Source organism: Microbacterium sp. NPDC064978 (assembly GCF_044543605.1).
GTDB lineage: Bacteria > Actinomycetota > Actinomycetes > Actinomycetales > Microbacteriaceae > Microbacterium > Microbacterium meiriae.
In genome coordinates, this window is sequence record NZ_JBITWF010000001.1 from 659031 (window position 1) to 675338 (window position 16308).

The window sequence follows — 16308 nt, forward strand, 5'->3', positions numbered from 1 at the left end:
CCTCACGCGGTTACGCGCGACGACCCTTGACGATCTTCTCCTGGTTGACGTCCTCGGCCTCGGCCGCAGCGTGCTCCTCGTGGCCAGGGGCGCCGATGGCGTGGCCCTTGCCGCCCTGGAACTCCAGGAGGAAGTTGTCGGTCTGCTTGTCGAGCTCGGCGACGGTGGCGTCGTCCAGCACGTTGGTCTCCCGCAGCGTGTCGAGCACCTTCGTGTTGCGACGCAGGTAGTCGAGCAGCTCGCGCTCGAACCGCAGCACGTCCTCGACCTCGATCGAGTCGAGCTTGCCGTTGGTGCCGGCCCAGATCGAGACGACCTGCTCCTCCACCGGGTACGGCGAGTACTGCGGCTGCTTGAGCAGCTCGGTCAGACGGGCACCGCGCGAGAGCTGACGACGCGAAGCGGCGTCGAGGTCCGATGCGAACATCGCGAACGCCTCGAGCGAGCGGTACTGCGCCAGCTCCAGCTTCAACGTTCCGGAGACCTTCTTGATCGACTTCACCTGAGCGTCACCACCGACACGCGACACCGAGATACCCACGTCGACCGCGGGACGCTGGTTGGCGTTGAAGAGGTCGGACTGCAGGAAGATCTGGCCGTCGGTGATCGAGATCACGTTGGTCGGGATGTACGCCGAGACGTCGTTCGCCTTGGTCTCGATGATCGGAAGACCGGTCATCGAACCCGCACCGAGCTCGTCGGACAGCTTCGCGCACCGCTCGAGCAGACGGGAGTGCAGGTAGAAGACGTCGCCAGGGTAGGCCTCGCGGCCCGGCGGGCGGCGCAGCAGCAGGGAGACGGCACGGTAGGCCTCGGCCTGCTTCGACAGGTCGTCGAAGATGATGAGGACGTGCTTGCCGCCGTACATCCAGTGCTGGCCGATGGCCGAACCGGTGTACGGAGCGAGGTACTTGAAGCCGGCGGGGTCGGACGCCGGAGCCGCCACGATGGTGGTGTACTCCAGAGCGCCGGCCTCCTCGAGCGCGCCCTTCACCGAAGCGATGGTCGAGCCCTTCTGACCGATGGCGACGTAGATGCAGCGGACCTGCTTGTTGACGTCGCCGGACTCCCAGTTGGCCTTCTGGTTGATGATCGTGTCGATCGCGATGGCCGTCTTGCCGGTCTGGCGGTCGCCGATGATGAGCTGGCGCTGGCCGCGGCCGACCGGGATCATCGCGTCGATCGCCTTGATGCCGGTCTGCATCGGCTCGTGCACCGACTTGCGCTGCATGACGCCGGGGGCCTGGAGCTCGAGCTCGCGGACACCCTCGGTCGCGATCGCGCCGAGGCCGTCGATCGGGTTGCCGAGCGGGTCGACGACGCGGCCGAGGTAGCCGTCGCCGACCGGGACGGAGAGGACCTCACCCGTGCGGGTGACTTCCTGACCGGCCTCGATGCCGGTGAAGTCGCCGAGGACGACGACACCGATCTCGTGCTCGTCGAGGTTCAGCGCGAGACCCTTGGTGCCGTCGGCGAAGGTCACGAGCTCGTTCGCCATCACGCCGGGAAGTCCCTCGACGTGAGCGATGCCGTCGGCGGCGTCGATGACGGTGCCGACCTCGGTCGCCGCGGCCCCGGTGGGCTCGTACGCGGCGGCGAAATCCTTCAGCGCGTCACGGATGACGTCGGGGCTGATCGATAGTTCTGCCATTGTCTTCCCTTTGTATCTGGGTGCGCGGTTCCCCGCGCGAAGTCGTGTTAGCCCGCGAGCTTCTGGCGAAGGTCGGCGAGTCGTGCGGAGATGCTGCCGTCGATGACGTCATCGGCGATCTGCACGCGCAGGCCTCCGACGACGCTGGGGTCGATGACGACGTTGAGGGACACCTGGCCGCCGTATCGCTGCGAGAGCGTCTGGCCGAGTCGCGTGCGCTGCGCGTCGCTGAGCTCGGTCGCCGTGTGCACCGTGGCCACGAGGCGACCGCGCTGGTTCGAGACGATACGCATCGCCCGGCTCAGCAGCTGCCGCACCCGGCGCTCGCGCGGCTGACGCACGAGGGACGTGACGATGAGGGCCGTCGGAGCGCTGGCGGAGGCATCGACGAAGAGACGCTCGACCAGGGCGGCCTTGGCGTCCTCTCCCCCGAGCCGGCTGCCGAGCGCGAGCTCGAGCTCCGGGTTCGCCGCGATCACCCGCGAGAAGCCGAAGAGCTCGCCCTCGATGTCCGCGCCGGGCTCGGCGATGGTCGCCGCCCGGATCGCGAGCTCCTCGAGACCGTCGATCAGCTCGGAGGCGTTCGACCAGCGTTCGGCGACAGCGGTGCGCAGGACATCCTGCGCCGCGGAGCCGTACTGCCCGAACACCGCGGACACGACGTTCTGCCGCGCCGAGGTCGGAGCCGAGGGGTCAGCCAGCGCGCCGCTCAGCTGAGACGATTCGCCCACGGCCCGCGCGGCCGCGAACAGCTCGCGCGCGGTCTCGAGGGTGACGTCCTTCGCTGCGGCAAGCGTCTGAGTGGATGCCGCGAGTGCCTGAGCGGTCGCGCTGCCCATTACGACTGCCCGCCCGGGACCTGAGCCTGTCGAAGGTCGGATGCTTCGAGATCGGCGAGGAAGCGGTCGACCACGGCGGCCGCGCGGGCGTCGTCGGAGAGCGTCTCGCCGACCACGCCGCCGGCGAGGTCCAGAGCGAGCGAGCCGACCTCGCTGCGCAGGGAGACGAGAGCCGTCTGGCGCTCTGCCTCGATCTGCGTGTGCGCGGTGGCGGTCAGACGCGCGGCCTCGCTGGCTGCGGTCTCCTTCGCCTCGGCGATGATCTTCTTGCCGTCCTCACGGGCGGCCTCACGGATCTCACCGGCCTCGGTGCGTGCCTCGGCCAGCTGTCGGGTGTACTCCTCGAGAGCCGCTTCCGCCTGCTTCTGCGCCTCATCGGCCTTGGCGATGTTGCCCTCGATGGCGGCGGACCGCTCGTCGAGCATCTTCGTCAGACGAGGAAGGGCGACCTTCCACACGACGGCGAGGATGATGAGGAACCAGAAGCCCGACCAGATGATGTCGTACCACGCGGGGATCAGCGGGTTGTTCGCCGCCTCACCCTCAGCCGCGAGGTTCGTGACAAGAGCGTTCAGCATCCTGTCTCCTTCAGAAGTCGGTGGGGATTACGGGAAGGGGATGAATCCGACGGCGATGCCGACGAACGCAAGCGCCTCGGTGAAGGCGATACCGATCCACATGAGGACCTGCAGGCGACCGGCCAGCTCGGGCTGACGGGCGACGCCCTCGATGGTCTTGCCGACCACGATGCCCACACCGATGGCCGGGCCGATGGCCGCGAGGCCGTAGCCGACCGCCGCGAGGTGGCCGTTGATTTCAGCGAGAACCGTAGTTGCGTCCACGGGTTTTTCCTTTCGTTGGGTGGGAGGGCTGTTGCCCGCCCGCTCAGTGCTCTTCTGCGACCGCGAGCTGGATGTAGACCGCGGTGAGGACGGTGAAGACGTAGGCCTGCAGGACGGCGACCAGGATCTCGAAGAGAGTGAAGGCACCGCCGAAGGCGAGGGTTCCGATACCGAGGGCAGCCCAGCCGCCGCCCGCGGTGAAGAAGAAGAACTGGGTCGCCGCGAAGCAGAGGACCAGGATCATGTGGCCGACGACGAGGTTCATCAGCAGTCGCAGGGTGAGGGTCACCGGGCGGATGATGAACGTCGAGATGAGCTCGATCGGCGTGACGATGAAGTAGACCGGCCACGGCACGCCGGACGGGAAGAGCGCGTTCTTGAAGAAGTTCTTCGGGCTCTTCTTGATGCCGGCGTAGATGAACGTGACGTAGCTGACCACGGCGAGCGTGAGCGGCACCGCGATGATGGCCGTTCCCGGCATGTTCAGGAACGGGATGATGCCCGTCACGTTCATGAACAGCACCATGAAGAAGATCGTGGTGAGGATCGGCAGGAAGCGGTCGCCGTCCTTGCGGCCGAGCAGGTCGTGCGCGATGCCGCCGCGGACGAAGCCGAGGCCCATCTCGACGAGGCTCTGGAACCGGCCGGGCACGACCTTCATGCGGCGGGTGCCGAGCCAGAGGATCAGGACGACGGCGATCACCGAGAGCAACTGGATCAGGTGGATCCGGTTGACCGGGATGGGTCCGACGTGGAAGAGGATCTCCGGGAAGAACTCATCGATCGAAGGGCCATGGAACTCGCCATCAGAGGACGCGAGTCGGGGGGTCAGGGTCGCAGCAAGATTAAACAGCGCGGGCTCCAGCTTCGGGGCACCGGTCAGAACCGGGGCGACGATGGTCGGTGTGCTACACAGCGCAAGCGCTCGCGGGCGAGCGGCGGGCACTCCTCAACACTATCAGAATCCAAGGGTGCCCTAAGACCGCGGGGCCGCGTCCGCAGGGCCGTCGGAGGCATCGTTCACCGCTCCGGGGGCGCGGTCCTCCGGCACCTCGGTGGGGAGCGTGGTGTCGCTGACGTTGGGCAGCCGCATCTGGGTGAGAACGACGACGTCGATGATGAGGGACATGAGCACCCCCGCGACGATCGACAGGAAGAACACCATCGGCTCGATCCACGGCTGTCCGGCGAGCAGGATCATCACGACGACGAAGACCCCGAGCTTCAGCAGCCACCCGCCCAGCACGATCGCGAAGAAGAGCTGCACGTACAGCGGATCGCCGTACCACCGGTTGGCGATGAGGATGCTCAGCCCGGTGATCCCGAGGAACAGCGCGGCGAGGAGGACACCGAGGAGACCGCTGACCAGCCCCTCCCCCTGCGCGACGGCGAAGCCGATCCCGCCGGCGACGAGCGCCAGCACGACGGTGGCCACCGCCGACCAGACGAGGGTGCGACGCAGGATCGGGGTGCTGGAAACGGGGCTCGGGCTCATCGGGGCTCCAGGGGGATCGGGTCGGGCGCGACGCCCGCGGCGGTCTTGCGTCGGCGGGTGGGACTCAGGGTGATGACGAGGCATGCGGCGATGCCGACGACCCCGAACGCGACACCCGGAAGGTACTGGCCGGGCCAGTCCTCTCGGGCGCCGACGTACATCAGGAGGACGGCGAGGGAGATGACGGCCGTCCAGGCGTAGAAGATCAGGACCGCGTCGCGGTCGCGGTGGCCGAGGTCGAGCATCCGGTGATGCAGGTGCTTGCGGTCCGGCGAGAACGGCGATCGCCCCGCGCTCATCCGACGCAGCACGGCGAGGCCGAAGTCCAGCAGCGGGAGGAGCACGACCAGCAACGGGAGCAGGATGGGCAGGAAGGCGCCGACCAGCTGCGAACGCCCCAGGCGCTCCGGGTCCAGGGCGGACGGATCCATCTGCCCGGTGATCGCGATGGCCGAGGTTGCCATGAGCAGACCGATCACGAGAGCACCGGAGTCGCCCATGAAGAGCTTCGCCGGGCTCCAGTTCAGCGGGAGGAAACCGAGGCAGGCGCCGATGAGGACCGCGGCGAGGAACGTGGAGAGGTTGAAGTAGCTCGACGCCCCCGAGTCCCGCGTGAAGATGTACGAGTACGCGAAGAAGACGCCGTTCGAGATCAGGCAGACGCCGGCGACGAGACCGTCGAGACCGTCGATGAAGTTCACGGCGTTCATGACGATCACGATCGCGAACATGGTGATCGTGATGCTCAGCCAGCTCGACACGACGATCAGATCGCCGAACGGCAGGGAGAGGATCTGCAGGCCGCCGCCCACCGTGATGATGCCGGCGGCGAGGAACTGCGCGCCCAGCTTGATCATCCAGTCGATGTCCCAGAGGTCGTCCATGACCCCGATCACGGCGATGAGCAGAGCGGCCGCGAGGATCGACCACATGGTCTGCGGCGGCGTCCAGATGCTCTGGAAGAACGGGTTGGCGGCCGAGACCGCGAAGGCGGCGACGATGCCGAGGAAGATCGCGACGCCGCCGAGTCGGGGCGTGGGCGTGGTGTGCACGTCGCGTTCGCGGATGCCGGGATACAGCTTGAAGCGGAGGCTCAGCCGCCACACCGCCCAGGTCAGCACGAAGGTGATCGCGGCGGTGACGATGATCGTGAAGAGGTACTGCTTCACGAATCCTCGTCCTGCGGGTCCGGCTCGAGCAGGTCGCCCAGGACCTCGCGCAGCTGCTCCCTGGTCACGACGCCGTCCCGCAGGATCCGGACGACGCCCTGCTCGGCGTCACCCGCGCGGCGGACGAGCGAGGTCGCATCGATGATCGTGGACGCGACGCCGTCCTTGCTCATGCCGTCGTCCAGATACACCGCGACGCTGTCGCCCAGCATCTTCTCCGCGTCGAGCGCGGAGATCGCTGCCGCCTTGCCGGTGAGGTTGGCACTGGACACCGCGAGCGGTCCGGTCTCGGCCAGCAGCTCGAGCACCACCCGCCCCTCCGGCATGCGGACGGCGACCGTGCCCTTGGTCTCCCCCAGATCCCACACCAGCGAGGGCTGCGCCGGCAGCACGATCGTGAGCCCCCCGGGCCAGAACGCGTCGACGAGACGCTGGACGGGCTCCGGAACAGCCTCCGCGAGGGCCGTCAGCGTCTCCTTCGTGCCGACGAGCACGGGCGGCGGCTGATTGCGGCCGCGACCCTTGGCGTCCAGGAGGCGCTGCACCGCAGGCGGCGAGAAGGCGTCGGCGGCGACGCCGTAGACGGTGTCGGTGGGGATGACGATGAGGTCGCCGCGGCCGATCGCCTGGCGCGCATTGCGCATCCCGGCGAGCAGCTGCGCCTCGTCGCTGCAGTCGAAGATGGGGGACATGACGGTTCGATTCTACGCGGGGCGGGTTCGGGACGAGCTCGACGTCTGCTGATCAGGGGCGGACGGCGGTGGTGGCGCGGTCGCGCAGCGTCAGATCGCGATGGGTGGCTGCGGCCCGCCATCCGTCAGCCGTGAGCAGCTCGCGGATCGGGGAGCCCTGCAGTTCTCCGTGCTCGATCACCAGCGTGCCCCCCGGCCGCAGCAGACGCAGAGCCCTGGTGCTGAGCACACGGACGACGTCCAGCCCGTCCTCTCCGCCGTAGAGCGCGAGGGCGGGGTCGAACAGCCGGACCTCGGGGTCGCGCGGGATCGCCTGAGCGGGGACGTACGGAGGGTTCGAGATGACGACCGCGGCTGTGCCGTCCAGTTCGGGGAAGGCATCGGCGAGATCGGACAGCACGAGCGTGAGGTTCTCGACACCCTCGACGTTGCGACGGGCCCAGACATGGGCCTCCGGGGAGATCTCCGCGGCGTACACCCGGGCGTGCGGCACCTCGGTCGCCATCGCGAGCGCGATCGCCCCGCTGCCCGTGCCGAGATCGACGCCGATGGGGGACGGATCGCCCGATCCCAGAAGGGCGTCGATCGCATACTGCGCCACGGTCTCCGTCTCGGGCCGGGGGACGAAGACACCAGGGCCCACCGCGAGCTCCAGATGCCGGAACGGTGCGGTGCCGGTGAGATGCTGCAGGGGCTCACGGCCTGCGCGTCGGGCGACGAGCGCGTCCAAGGCGGTCGCGTCGTCGTCGTCGAGCCTGTCGCCCCGGACGATGGCCGCCTGCACCTCCCCGCGGCGCTGTCCTCGGACGTGTCCGGCGAGCAGCTCGGCGTCGACGAGGGGGTCGGGCACGCCGGCGTCGGCGAGACGCTGCGCCGCGGCGCGCACGGCCGCAGCGAGGGAGAGGTCGGGCATGGCTCCAGCGTAGAGTGCGCAGCCGTCACAATGCCCCGTGCCCCATCGCGCTCGCCTAGGCTGGAGCGGCAGCGCACCCGCACAGGAAGGCTCCCCCATGTCCGGAATCCACCCCGACATCACCACCGCTTTCGGGAACACCCCGCTCGTCCGCCTCAACCGCGTGACCGAGGGCCTCGGCGCCACCGTGCTCGCGAAGCTCGAGTACTACAACCCGGCGTCGAGCGTGAAGGACCGCATCGGCATCGCCATGATCAACGCGGCCGAGGCCGCCGGCGAGCTCTCCCCCGGCGGCACCATCGTGGAGTCGACGAGCGGCAACACCGGTATCGCCCTCGCCATGGTCGGCGCCGCCCGCGGCTACCGCGTCATCCTCACCATGCCCGCCTCGATGTCGAAGGAGCGCCGTGTGCTGCTCAAGGCCTTCGGCGCGGAGATCGTCCTCACCGACCCCACCAAGGGCATGAAGGGGGCCATCGAGGAGGTCAAGCGGATCGTCGACGAGACCCCTGGCGCCGTCTGGATCCGCCAGTTCGAGAACGCGGCGAACCCGCAGATCCACCGCGAGACCACGGCGCAGGAGATCCTCCGGGACACCGACGGCGCGGTCGACATCTTCATCGCCGGCGTCGGCACGGGCGGCACCGTCACCGGCACCGGGCAGGCGCTGAAGGCGGCGAAGCCCGAGGTCCGGGTCATCGCCGTGGAGCCCAAGGACTCCCCCGTCCTGACCGAGGGGCACCCCGGACCGCACAAGATCCAGGGCATCGGCCCGAACTTCGTGCCCGACGTGCTCGACCGCGAGGTGCTCGACGAGATCATCACGGCGGAGTTCGAGGACTCGCTGCGCGTGGCCCGCGAGCTCGCGGCGAAGGAGGGTCTGCTGGTCGGCATGTCCTCCGGTGCCGCCGTGTCGGCGGCCCTGACCGTCGCCGCGCGCCCGGAGAACGCCGGCAAGACCATCGTTGTGATCATCCCGGACACCGGCGAGCGGTACCTCTCCACCGCCCTGTTCGAGGACCTGCGCGAGGACTGAGGTCGTCGATGGGCATGATCGGGCGAATGCGCGAGGACATCGCCGCCGCGCGCCTTCGCGATCCGGCCGCGCGCACGGCGATCGAAGTGGCACTGCTCTACCCCGGCCTGCACGCGATCTGGGCGCACCGCGTCTCGCACGCGCTGTGGCGGCGGCGCCTCCGGCTCCTCGCGCGCGCCGGGTCGCAGATCTCCCGGTGGCTGACCGGCGTCGAGATCCACCCCGGAGCCCGGATCGGCCGGCGCTTCTTCATCGACCACGGCATGGGCGTCGTCATCGGCGAGACAGCGGAGATCGGCGATGACGTGCTGATGTACCACGGCGTGACGCTCGGGGGCCGGACACGGGACATCGGCAAGCGGCACCCCACCCTGCAGGACGGCGTCGCCGTGGGCGCAGGGGCGAAGATCCTCGGCGCCGTCACGGTCGGAGCCCGTTCCGTCGTGGGCGCCAACGCCGTGGTCACCAAGGACGCACCCGCCGACAGCGTGCTCGTCGGCGTTCCCGCGAAGCCGCGCCAGCGGACCGCCGGAGAGGACACCAGGGCCCTGCTGACCGCCCCGGACTACTCCATCTGACGCTCGCCCCGCGGCCGGCGACCTTCGTCACTGCGCGACGAAGAACGGGACGGCGCCGACCAGGATGCCGATCCCCAGCATCACGAGCGACACGATGACCGCGCGCCACAGCACCTTCCGGTGGTGGTCTCCGAGGTTCACCCCGGCGAGCGAGACCAGCAGCAGGATCGCGGGGACCAGCGGACTCTGCAGGTGCACCGGCTGCCCGGTGATCGAGGCTCTGGCCATCTCGACCGGATCGATGCCGAAGTTCGCGGCGCTCTGTGCGAGCACGGGGAGGATGCCGAAGTAGAAGGCGTCGTTCGACATGAAGAACGTGAACGGGATGGACAGCACACCCGTGATCGGGGCGAGGAACGGTCCGAGCGCGGGTGGCAGCACGGTGGTGATCCAGGTCGCCATCGCGTCGACCATTCCGGTGCCGGAGAGGACTCCCACGAGGACGCCGGCCGCGATGACCATCGATACGACGCCGACGATGCTCGGGGCGTGCGCGACGATCTCCGCCGCCTGATCCTTGATGCCGCGGAAGTTGACGACGAGGGCGACGCCGGCCCCGACCATGAACACGTAGGGCAGCGGAAGGATGTCGACGACAAGGAGCACCATGACGGCGACGGTCAGCAGGAGGTTGAACCAGATCAGCCGCGGGCGCAGGGTGGGGCGGGCCGGATCGAGCATGGTGTCGGCCATCGCCGTGTCCGCGGGGTCGACGCTCCCGGCCGCGACCGGGGCGTGCCCGCCGGCGACGACGACGAGGTTGCCGGTGCGCAGCGAGGCGCGCGCGCCCGGCTTGAGCTCGGCGCCGCGGAAGATGCGGGGCACAGAGGCGAGCACACCGCCGTCGGCTCCGGTGAGCCGCCCGTCCGCATCGATCCGCCCCAGACGACGCCGCTCCCCCAGGCCGAGCAGCCAGGCGAAGCCGAGCGTCACGACGATGCCCGCGCCCAGCGCGGGAAGCATCGGCACGAAGATCTCCGTCGGCTGCACGCCGAGCGCGGTCGCGGCGCGCACGGTCGGTCCGCCCCAGGGGACGATGTTGAGCGTGCCGTTCATGAGGCCGGCGACGCAGGTGAGGACGACGGGGCTCATGCCGAGGCGCAGGTAGATGGGCAGCATCGCGGAGGTCGTGATGATGAAGGTCGTCGAGCCGTCGCCGTCGAGGGACACGGCGCCGGCGAGGATCGCGGTCCCGAGCACCACCTTCGCCGGGTCATCGCCGAGCAACCGCGTGATCAACCGGATGAGCGGGTCGAAGAGGCCGACGTCGATCATGATGCCGAAGAACATGATGGCGAACATCAGCAGCGCCGCCGTGGGCGCCATGGTGCCGATCGAGTCGAGGATCATGTCGCCCAGGCCGAGACCCGCCCCCGCGAACAGCCCGAAGACGGTGGGCACCAGGATCAGCGCCACCATGGGCGTGAGGCGCTTGGTCATGATCAGCGTCATGAACACGAGGACCATCGTGAAGCCGAGGATGACGAGCACCCCCTCCGGCGGCACGAAGGCCACGTCGTAGGTGGGTGCCTCCTCGGCGGCAGCGATCAGCGCGGTCGATGCGTGGAACATGCGTGACTCCTTCGTCGTCGCTCCGTCATCGCTGACGGATCCTGACGAGGCTAGGCAATCCGGAGACGCGGAGCGCGGTATGCCGCATTCCCGGCTGTTGTGCGCGTACCGTGACTTCTGCGCATATTGCGCGTCGGGAGCGAGGTGACGATGTCCACGGAGAAGCGGGTCCGGTTCGCGACCCGCGCCCTGTTGCTGCATCTCGCCGCCGTCGCCCTCGTCGTGACGCTGTGCACGGGCGTGTATCTCGCGCTCGCGGTCCAGCAGCTGCGCGCCGAGGCGGAGTCGACGGCACTCGGCATCGCCAGGACCCTGGCGGAGGACGCGCAGGTGCGGGAGACGGTGACCGCCATCTCCGCGTCGGACGACGAGCCGGATGCGGCGGCGCTGCGCGACGGGGAGCTGCAGCAGATCTCCGCCGCCGTCATGGCGCGCACCGGGGCTCTGTTCGTGGTGATCACGGACGACCACGGCATCCGCCTCGCCCACCCCCTGCCGTCGCGGATCGGCGAAGTGGTGAGCACCCCGTTCGCCGAGGTGCTGGCGGGCCACGAGGTGGTCGACTGGCAGACCGGCACGCTCGGCGAGTCGGCACGCGCGAAGGTGCCGGTGCGGGACGATACCGGCACGCCGGTCGGCGAGATCAGCGTCGGGTTCGAGCGCACCGGGGTCTTCGACGACCTCCCGCCCGTGCTCGCCGCGATCGGGCTGACGGCCGCCGGCGCGCTCGCGCTCGCGCTCGCGACCTTCCTTCTCCTCCGCCGCCGCTGGGAGCGGTTGACCCTCGGCGTGCAGCCCGAGGAGCTGGTCGCCCTCGTGCAGAACCAGACGGCGGTGCTGAACGGTGTCGGCGACGGCGTGCTCGCGGTCGATCAGGACGGTGTCGTGCGGGTGAGCAATGCCGCGGCGGATCGGCTCCTCGGGCTCCACGACCCGGTCGGCCGCCGCGTGGGCGAGCTCCCGCTGCCACCCGTCGTACGGGACACGGCCACGGGAGCCCGCGAGCGTGCGGAGGCGGTCGTCGGCGACCGGGTGCTCTATCTCGAGTCGAGCGCGGTGCGGCGCGACGGGCAGGAACTCGGTGACGTGCTGATCGTGCGCGACCGCACCGACCTCATCGCGCTGACCGAGCGGCTGGAGGCCGTGCGCACGATGACCTCAGCACTGCGCGTCCAGCGCCACGAGTTCGCCAACCGCCTGCACGTGGCTGCGGGCCTCATCGACGCCGGCCGTGTCGCCGACGCGCGCGCCTTCCTCGACGAGCTGGTGAGCCGTGGTCCCGTGTCGTTCCCCGTCGCCGGCCTCGACCTCGTGGGCGATCCGTTCCTGCACGCCTTCCTGGGAGCCAAGGGCGTGGAGGCCGCCGAACGGGGCGTCGCCCTGCGGATCGCGGAGGACACGCAGCTGATCGGCACCGTGCGTCGGGTGGAGGACGTGGCGAGCGTGCTCGGCAATCTCGTCGACAACGCGATCGCCGCCGCCGTCACGGGCACGAGGGACCCGCGGTGGGTCGAGGTCTCCGCGCTGAGCGACGGCGGCGCGCTCGTCGTCACCGTCTCCGACTCCGGCACCGGTATCCGGGAGCCCGACCTCCGAGCGCCCGCCGACGACGCGGGAAGCGAGGATCGCGTGCACGGGCACGGTATCGGCCTGCCCCTGGCCACGGAGATCGCCCGCCGGAGCGGCGGCGACCTCTGGATCATCGACCCCGGCGGCACCGGCCACGGCGCGGTGTTCGCCGCCCGCATCGGAGATGCCGTCGACCCCACTCCGCATCTCTCGAAGGAGGACCTGTGACGGAACCGCTGCGTGCGCTCATCCTCGACGACGACTTCCGGGTGGCCGACCTGCATCGGGCGGTCGTGGACGACCATCCCGGATACACCGTGACCGGAACCGCGCGCTCCTGTGGCGAGGCTCGCGACCTCGTGCGCTCGACACGCCCCGACCTGCTGCTCGCCGACGTCTACCTCCCCGACGGCGACGGCATCGGACTCGTCCGCGAGGTCGGGGTGGACGCGATCCTCATCTCCGCCGCGGACGACGCGCCCACCGTGCGACGAGCCCTGCGGGCCGGCGCGATCGGCTATCTCGTGAAACCGTTCGACCGTCGCGGACTGACCGGCCTCCTCGACCGGTACCTGCGCTATCGCAACCTGCTCGCGGGCGAGCGTCCCCTCACGCAGGAGGACGTGGACCGGGCGCTCGCGATCCTGCACGGCGGCGGTGAGCCGGTGTCCCTATCGCGCTCGGCCACCGAGCAGCGCGTGCTCGCAGCGCTCGGAGACGGCGAGTCCTCGGCCGCGGAGGTCGCCGAGCGGGTCGGCATCTCACGGGCCACCGCGCAACGGCACCTCGCGGCTCTCGCCGCACGGACGATCGTCGAGGTGCGGTTGCGGTACGGATCGACCGGACGGCCCGAGCACCGGTACGCGACGCGCACGTGACGCGGTGGGCGGCCGCTCAGCCCTCGGAGCCCACGGCGGCGAGGCGTGCTTCTTCGTCGGCGGCGATGGCGCTCTCGATGATGGGGTCGAGCGCACCGTCCATGACCTGATCGAGGTTGTACGCCTTGAACCCGGTCCGGTGATCCGCGATCCGGTTCTCCGGGAAGTTGTAGGTACGGATGCGCTCCGAGCGGTCCATGCCGCGGATCTGCGACTTGCGCGCGTCGGAGGCGGCCGCGTCGAGCTCCTCCTGCTGCTTGGCGAGCAGTCGGGCGCGCAGCACGCGCATCGCGGCCTCGCGGTTCTGCAACTGCGACTTCTCGTTCTGCATAGACACGACGATGCCGGTCGGCACGTGGGTGATCCGGACCGCGGAGTCGGTGGTGTTCACCGACTGGCCGCCGGGGCCCGATGAACGGAACACGTCGATCTTCAGATCGTTCTGATCGATCTGGATCTCCTCGGGCTCGTCCACCTCGGGGAACACGAGCACGCCGGTCGTGGACGTGTGGATGCGTCCCTGCGACTCCGTGGCCGGCACCCGCTGCACGCGGTGCACGCCGCCCTCGTACTTCAGGTGCGCCCAGACGCCCTGTGCAGGGTCGGACGAAGAGCCTTTGATGGCGACCTGGACGTCCTTGTAGCCGCCGAGGTCGGACTCGTTGCGCTCGAGCAGCTCGGTCTTCCACCCCTTGGACGCGGCGTACTGCACGTACATGCGCAGCAGGTCCGCCGCGAACAACGCCGACTCGGCGCCGCCCTCCCCCGCCTTGATCTCCATGATCACGTCGCGGGCGTCGTCGGGGTCGCGCGGGATGAGGAGTCGTCGGAGGCGCTCCTGCGCGGTCTGCACGCCCTCCTCCAGCGCGGGGACCTCGGCGGCGAACGCCTCGTCCTCCCTGGCGAGCTCGCGTGCCGCCTCCAGATCATCGACGGCGCCCGTCCACGCCTCGTGCGCCGCGACGATGCGTGACAGCTCGGCGTACCGACGGTTGACACGCTTGGCGCGGGCCGCGTCGGCGTGCACCGCCGGGTCGGAGAGCTCCTCCTGGACCCGGCGATGCTCGTCGATCAGAGTCTGGACGGACTCGAACACGTCGGGCCTCAGCGGATGTTGTTGTCGTGCCCGTGGGCGCCCGAGGGCAGCGTCGGGATCGACTTCTGCATCTGAACGAGGAACTCCACGTTGGAGTGGGTCTCCTTGAGCTTGCCGAGCACGACCTCCAGCGCCTGCTGCGGGTCGAGGCCGGCGAGAGCGCGGCGCAGCTTCCAGGTGATCTTGACCTCGTCGGCGGAGAGGAGCATCTCCTCGCGGCGGGTGCTGGACGCGTTCACGTCCACCGCCGGGAAGATGCGCTTGTCGGCGAGCTGGCGGGACAGGCGCAGCTCGCTGTTGCCGGTGCCCTTGAACTCCTCGAAGATGACCTCGTCCATCTTGGAGCCGGTCTCGACGAGCGCGGTGGCGAGGATCGTGAGGGATCCGCCGTTCTCGATGTTGCGGGCGGCACCGAAGAAGCGCTTCGGCGGGTAGAGCGCGGATGCGTCGACGCCACCGGTGAGGACGCGGCCGGACGCCGGAGCGGCCAGGTTGTACGCGCGTCCGAGGCGGGTGATCGAGTCGAGCAGCACGACCACGTCGCGGCCCAGCTCGACGAGGCGCTTGGCGCGCTCGATCGCGAGCTCGGCGACCGTCGTGTGGTCTTCGGCTGGCCGGTCGAAGGTGGAGGCGATGACCTCGCCCTTCACCGTGCGCTCCATGTCGGTGACCTCTTCGGGGCGCTCGTCGACGAGCACGACCATGAGGTGCACCTCGGGGTTGTTCTGCGCGATCGCGTTGGCGATCTGCTGCAGGACGATCGTCTTGCCGGCCTTGGGGGGCGCGACGATCAGGCCGCGCTGGCCCTTGCCGATCGGTGCGACGAGGTCGATGATGCGCTGCGTCAGCTTCTCCGGAGCCGTCTCCAGGCGCAGACGCTCCTGCGGGTAGAGCGGCGTGAGCTTGCCGAACTCCACGCGGGTGGCCGCGTCGTCGACCGAGAGGCCGTTGATGGAGTCGACCTTGACGAGGGCGTTGTACTTCTGGCGGCCCTGCTGCTCGCCTTCGCGCGGCTGCTTGATGGAGCCGACGACCGCGTCGCCCTTGCGGAGGTTGTACTTCTTGACCTGGCCGAGCGAGACGTAGACGTCGCTGGGCCCGGCGAGGTAGCCGGTGGTGCGCACGAAGGCGTAGTTGTCGAGCACGTCGAGGATGCCGGCGATCGGGATGAGGACGTCGTCCTCGGTGATCTCGGTCTCGAACTCGTCGACCGGGCCGGCACCGCGACGCTTGTTGCGCTGACGGTTGCGCCCGTTGCCGTTGCCGGACTGGTCGTCGTCGGCCGGTGCGTTCTGCGCCTGCTCCTGACCGCCGCCCTGCCCGCGGCCGCGGTTGCGGTTGCGGTTGCGGCTGCGGCCTCGACCACCCTGCTCGTCGCCGTTGTCTCCCTCGCCGGACGCGTCCTTCGCGGGGGCGTCCGCCTCGGCCTCGTTCTTCGCGGCAGCGCCGTCGTTCTTCGGCTCGTTCTTCGCCGCGTCGTTCTTGGTGCGGCCGCCCTGGGCGGTGCCCGCGTCGGCCGTCTCGGTCGCGCCGTCGGCCGGTGCCGCCTCGGCCTTCTCGGTCTTCGCCTCGGGGGCCTCGGCGTCCGCCTTCTTCGTGCGACGGCCGCGTCCGGACTTCGGGGCCTCGGCCGGCGCCTCGGCGGCCTCGGCAGCAGGCGCCGGCTCGGCGGCGGCGGTCTCGGCGGGGGCCTCGGCGTCCGCCTTCTTCGCGCGGGTGCGGCGCGGAGCCTTCGCCTTGGGCGCGGCTTCTGCCCCCTCGGCGGAGTCGCCGGCAGCGGCGGGAGCATCGGCGGTGCCGGACTCCTCCGCCTTGGCGGCCTTGGCAGCGGCCGTCGCGGTGCTCGCCCGGCGCGGCGCGCGCTTCTTGGCCGGAGCGGACTCGGTCGCCTGCGCGGCGACGGGGGCGTCGGCGGTCGGAGCCGCCTGATCGTTCTGGGTCTCGGAGAGGTTCTCCACGAGTACTCCCTTATAGGTCA

Annotated in this window: 16 protein-coding genes; 4 read left to right on the plus strand and 12 right to left on the minus strand. The window is 69.9% G+C overall.

Going from position 1 to position 16308, the window contains the following annotated elements:
- Positions 1-10: 10 nt before the first annotated feature.
- From atpA to prmC, 9 genes are all read right to left on the minus strand, one after another.
- Positions 11-1651 (minus strand): F0F1 ATP synthase subunit alpha, encoded by a 1641-nt coding sequence (gene atpA / locus ACIGJI_RS03485; protein WP_062634989.1) that lies wholly within the window; start codon positions 1649-1651, stop codon positions 11-13.
- Positions 1652-1698: 47 nt separating this feature from the next.
- Complete coding sequence (locus ACIGJI_RS03490) at positions 1699-2490, minus strand: F0F1 ATP synthase subunit delta (protein WP_363444432.1); 792 nt, start codon at positions 2488-2490, stop codon at positions 1699-1701.
- A complete protein-coding gene (locus tag ACIGJI_RS03495; RefSeq protein ID WP_060922506.1) occupies positions 2490-3068 on the minus strand; it encodes a F0F1 ATP synthase subunit B in 579 nt (192 codons plus the stop codon). The genes ACIGJI_RS03490 and ACIGJI_RS03495 overlap by 1 nt, the downstream gene beginning before the upstream one ends.
- A gap of 27 nt (positions 3069-3095) precedes the next feature.
- Positions 3096-3332: an ATP synthase F0 subunit C gene (gene atpE / locus ACIGJI_RS03500; RefSeq protein WP_025103147.1), complete on the minus strand. Its 237-nt coding sequence runs from the start codon at positions 3330-3332 to the stop codon at positions 3096-3098.
- A gap of 43 nt (positions 3333-3375) precedes the next feature.
- On the minus strand, positions 3376-4164 hold the full coding sequence (gene atpB, locus ACIGJI_RS03505; protein ID WP_187664137.1) for a F0F1 ATP synthase subunit A: 789 nt from the start codon (positions 4162-4164) through the stop codon (positions 3376-3378).
- Between the two features lie 144 nt (positions 4165-4308).
- Complete coding sequence (locus tag ACIGJI_RS03510) at positions 4309-4827, minus strand: hypothetical protein (RefSeq protein WP_187663819.1); 519 nt, start codon at positions 4825-4827, stop codon at positions 4309-4311.
- Positions 4824-5996, minus strand: coding sequence for an MraY family glycosyltransferase (locus tag ACIGJI_RS03515; protein WP_187663818.1), 1173 nt, complete (start codon positions 5994-5996; stop codon positions 4824-4826). The genes ACIGJI_RS03510 and ACIGJI_RS03515 overlap by 4 nt, the downstream gene beginning before the upstream one ends.
- Positions 5993-6688, minus strand: coding sequence for an L-threonylcarbamoyladenylate synthase (locus ACIGJI_RS03520; protein ID WP_187663817.1), 696 nt, complete (start codon positions 6686-6688; stop codon positions 5993-5995). Before ACIGJI_RS03520 ends, ACIGJI_RS03515 begins: the two co-directional genes overlap by 4 nt.
- A 52-nt stretch (positions 6689-6740) precedes the next feature.
- Positions 6741-7601 carry a peptide chain release factor N(5)-glutamine methyltransferase gene (prmC, locus tag ACIGJI_RS03525; RefSeq protein ID WP_363444436.1) on the minus strand — a complete coding sequence of 287 codons (861 nt, stop codon included), beginning with the start codon at positions 7599-7601 and terminating at the stop codon, positions 6741-6743.
- A gap of 97 nt (positions 7602-7698) precedes the next feature.
- On the opposite strand from prmC, the gene cysK reads away from it, so the two are divergent.
- Entirely contained in the window at positions 7699-8637 is a 939-nt protein-coding gene (cysK, locus tag ACIGJI_RS03530) for a cysteine synthase A (RefSeq protein WP_363444439.1), read from the plus strand.
- Positions 8638-8645: 8 nt separating this feature from the next.
- A complete protein-coding gene (gene epsC / locus ACIGJI_RS03535; protein ID WP_315637047.1) occupies positions 8646-9215 on the plus strand; it encodes a serine O-acetyltransferase EpsC in 570 nt (189 codons plus the stop codon).
- Positions 9216-9242: 27 nt separating this feature from the next.
- Here the strand turns inward: epsC and ACIGJI_RS03540 are convergent, their stop codons facing one another.
- A complete protein-coding gene (locus tag ACIGJI_RS03540) occupies positions 9243-10787 on the minus strand; it encodes a CitMHS family transporter (protein WP_187663813.1) in 1545 nt (514 codons plus the stop codon).
- Between the two features lie 150 nt (positions 10788-10937).
- Here ACIGJI_RS03540 and ACIGJI_RS03545 point away from each other — a divergent pair, with 150 nt between their 5' ends.
- Both ACIGJI_RS03545 and ACIGJI_RS03550 read left to right on the plus strand, forming a co-directional pair.
- Entirely contained in the window at positions 10938-12584 is a 1647-nt protein-coding gene (locus tag ACIGJI_RS03545) for a sensor histidine kinase (RefSeq protein WP_363444444.1), read from the plus strand.
- Entirely contained in the window at positions 12581-13234 is a 654-nt protein-coding gene (locus tag ACIGJI_RS03550) for a response regulator (RefSeq protein ID WP_187663811.1), read from the plus strand. Before ACIGJI_RS03545 ends, ACIGJI_RS03550 begins: the two co-directional genes overlap by 4 nt.
- Positions 13235-13250: 16 nt before the next feature.
- Here the strand turns inward: ACIGJI_RS03550 and prfA are convergent, their stop codons facing one another.
- Both prfA and rho read right to left on the minus strand, forming a co-directional pair.
- A complete protein-coding gene (gene prfA, locus ACIGJI_RS03555) occupies positions 13251-14330 on the minus strand; it encodes a peptide chain release factor 1 (RefSeq protein WP_268776475.1) in 1080 nt (359 codons plus the stop codon).
- Between the two features lie 8 nt (positions 14331-14338).
- Positions 14339-16288, minus strand: a complete 1950-nt coding sequence (rho, locus tag ACIGJI_RS03560) for a transcription termination factor Rho (protein ID WP_363332875.1) — start codon at positions 16286-16288, stop codon at positions 14339-14341.
- Positions 16289-16308 lie beyond the last annotated feature (20 nt).

Bases quoted from the DNA above. Each gene is read 5' to 3' on its own strand.
- atpA (WP_062634989.1), bottom strand. From the start codon at position 1,651: ATGGCAGAACTATCGATCAGCCCCGACGTCATCCGTGACGCGCTGAAG.
- ACIGJI_RS03490 (WP_363444432.1), bottom strand. From the start codon at position 2,490: ATGGGCAGCGCGACCGCTCAGGCACTCGCGGCATCCACTCAGACGCTT.
- ACIGJI_RS03495 (WP_060922506.1), bottom strand. From the start codon at position 3,068: ATGCTGAACGCTCTTGTCACGAACCTCGCGGCTGAGGGTGAGGCGGCG.
- ACIGJI_RS03510 (WP_187663819.1), bottom strand. From the start codon at position 4,827: ATGAGCCCGAGCCCCGTTTCCAGCACCCCGATCCTGCGTCGCACCCTC.
- ACIGJI_RS03520 (WP_187663817.1), bottom strand. From the start codon at position 6,688: ATGTCCCCCATCTTCGACTGCAGCGACGAGGCGCAGCTGCTCGCCGGG.
- prmC (WP_363444436.1), bottom strand. From the start codon at position 7,601: ATGCCCGACCTCTCCCTCGCTGCGGCCGTGCGCGCCGCGGCGCAGCGT.
- cysK (WP_363444439.1), top strand. From the start codon at position 7,699: ATGTCCGGAATCCACCCCGACATCACCACCGCTTTCGGGAACACCCCG.
- epsC (WP_315637047.1), top strand. From the start codon at position 8,646: ATGGGCATGATCGGGCGAATGCGCGAGGACATCGCCGCCGCGCGCCTT.
- ACIGJI_RS03540 (WP_187663813.1), bottom strand. From the start codon at position 10,787: ATGTTCCACGCATCGACCGCGCTGATCGCTGCCGCCGAGGAGGCACCC.
- ACIGJI_RS03545 (WP_363444444.1), top strand. From the start codon at position 10,938: ATGTCCACGGAGAAGCGGGTCCGGTTCGCGACCCGCGCCCTGTTGCTG.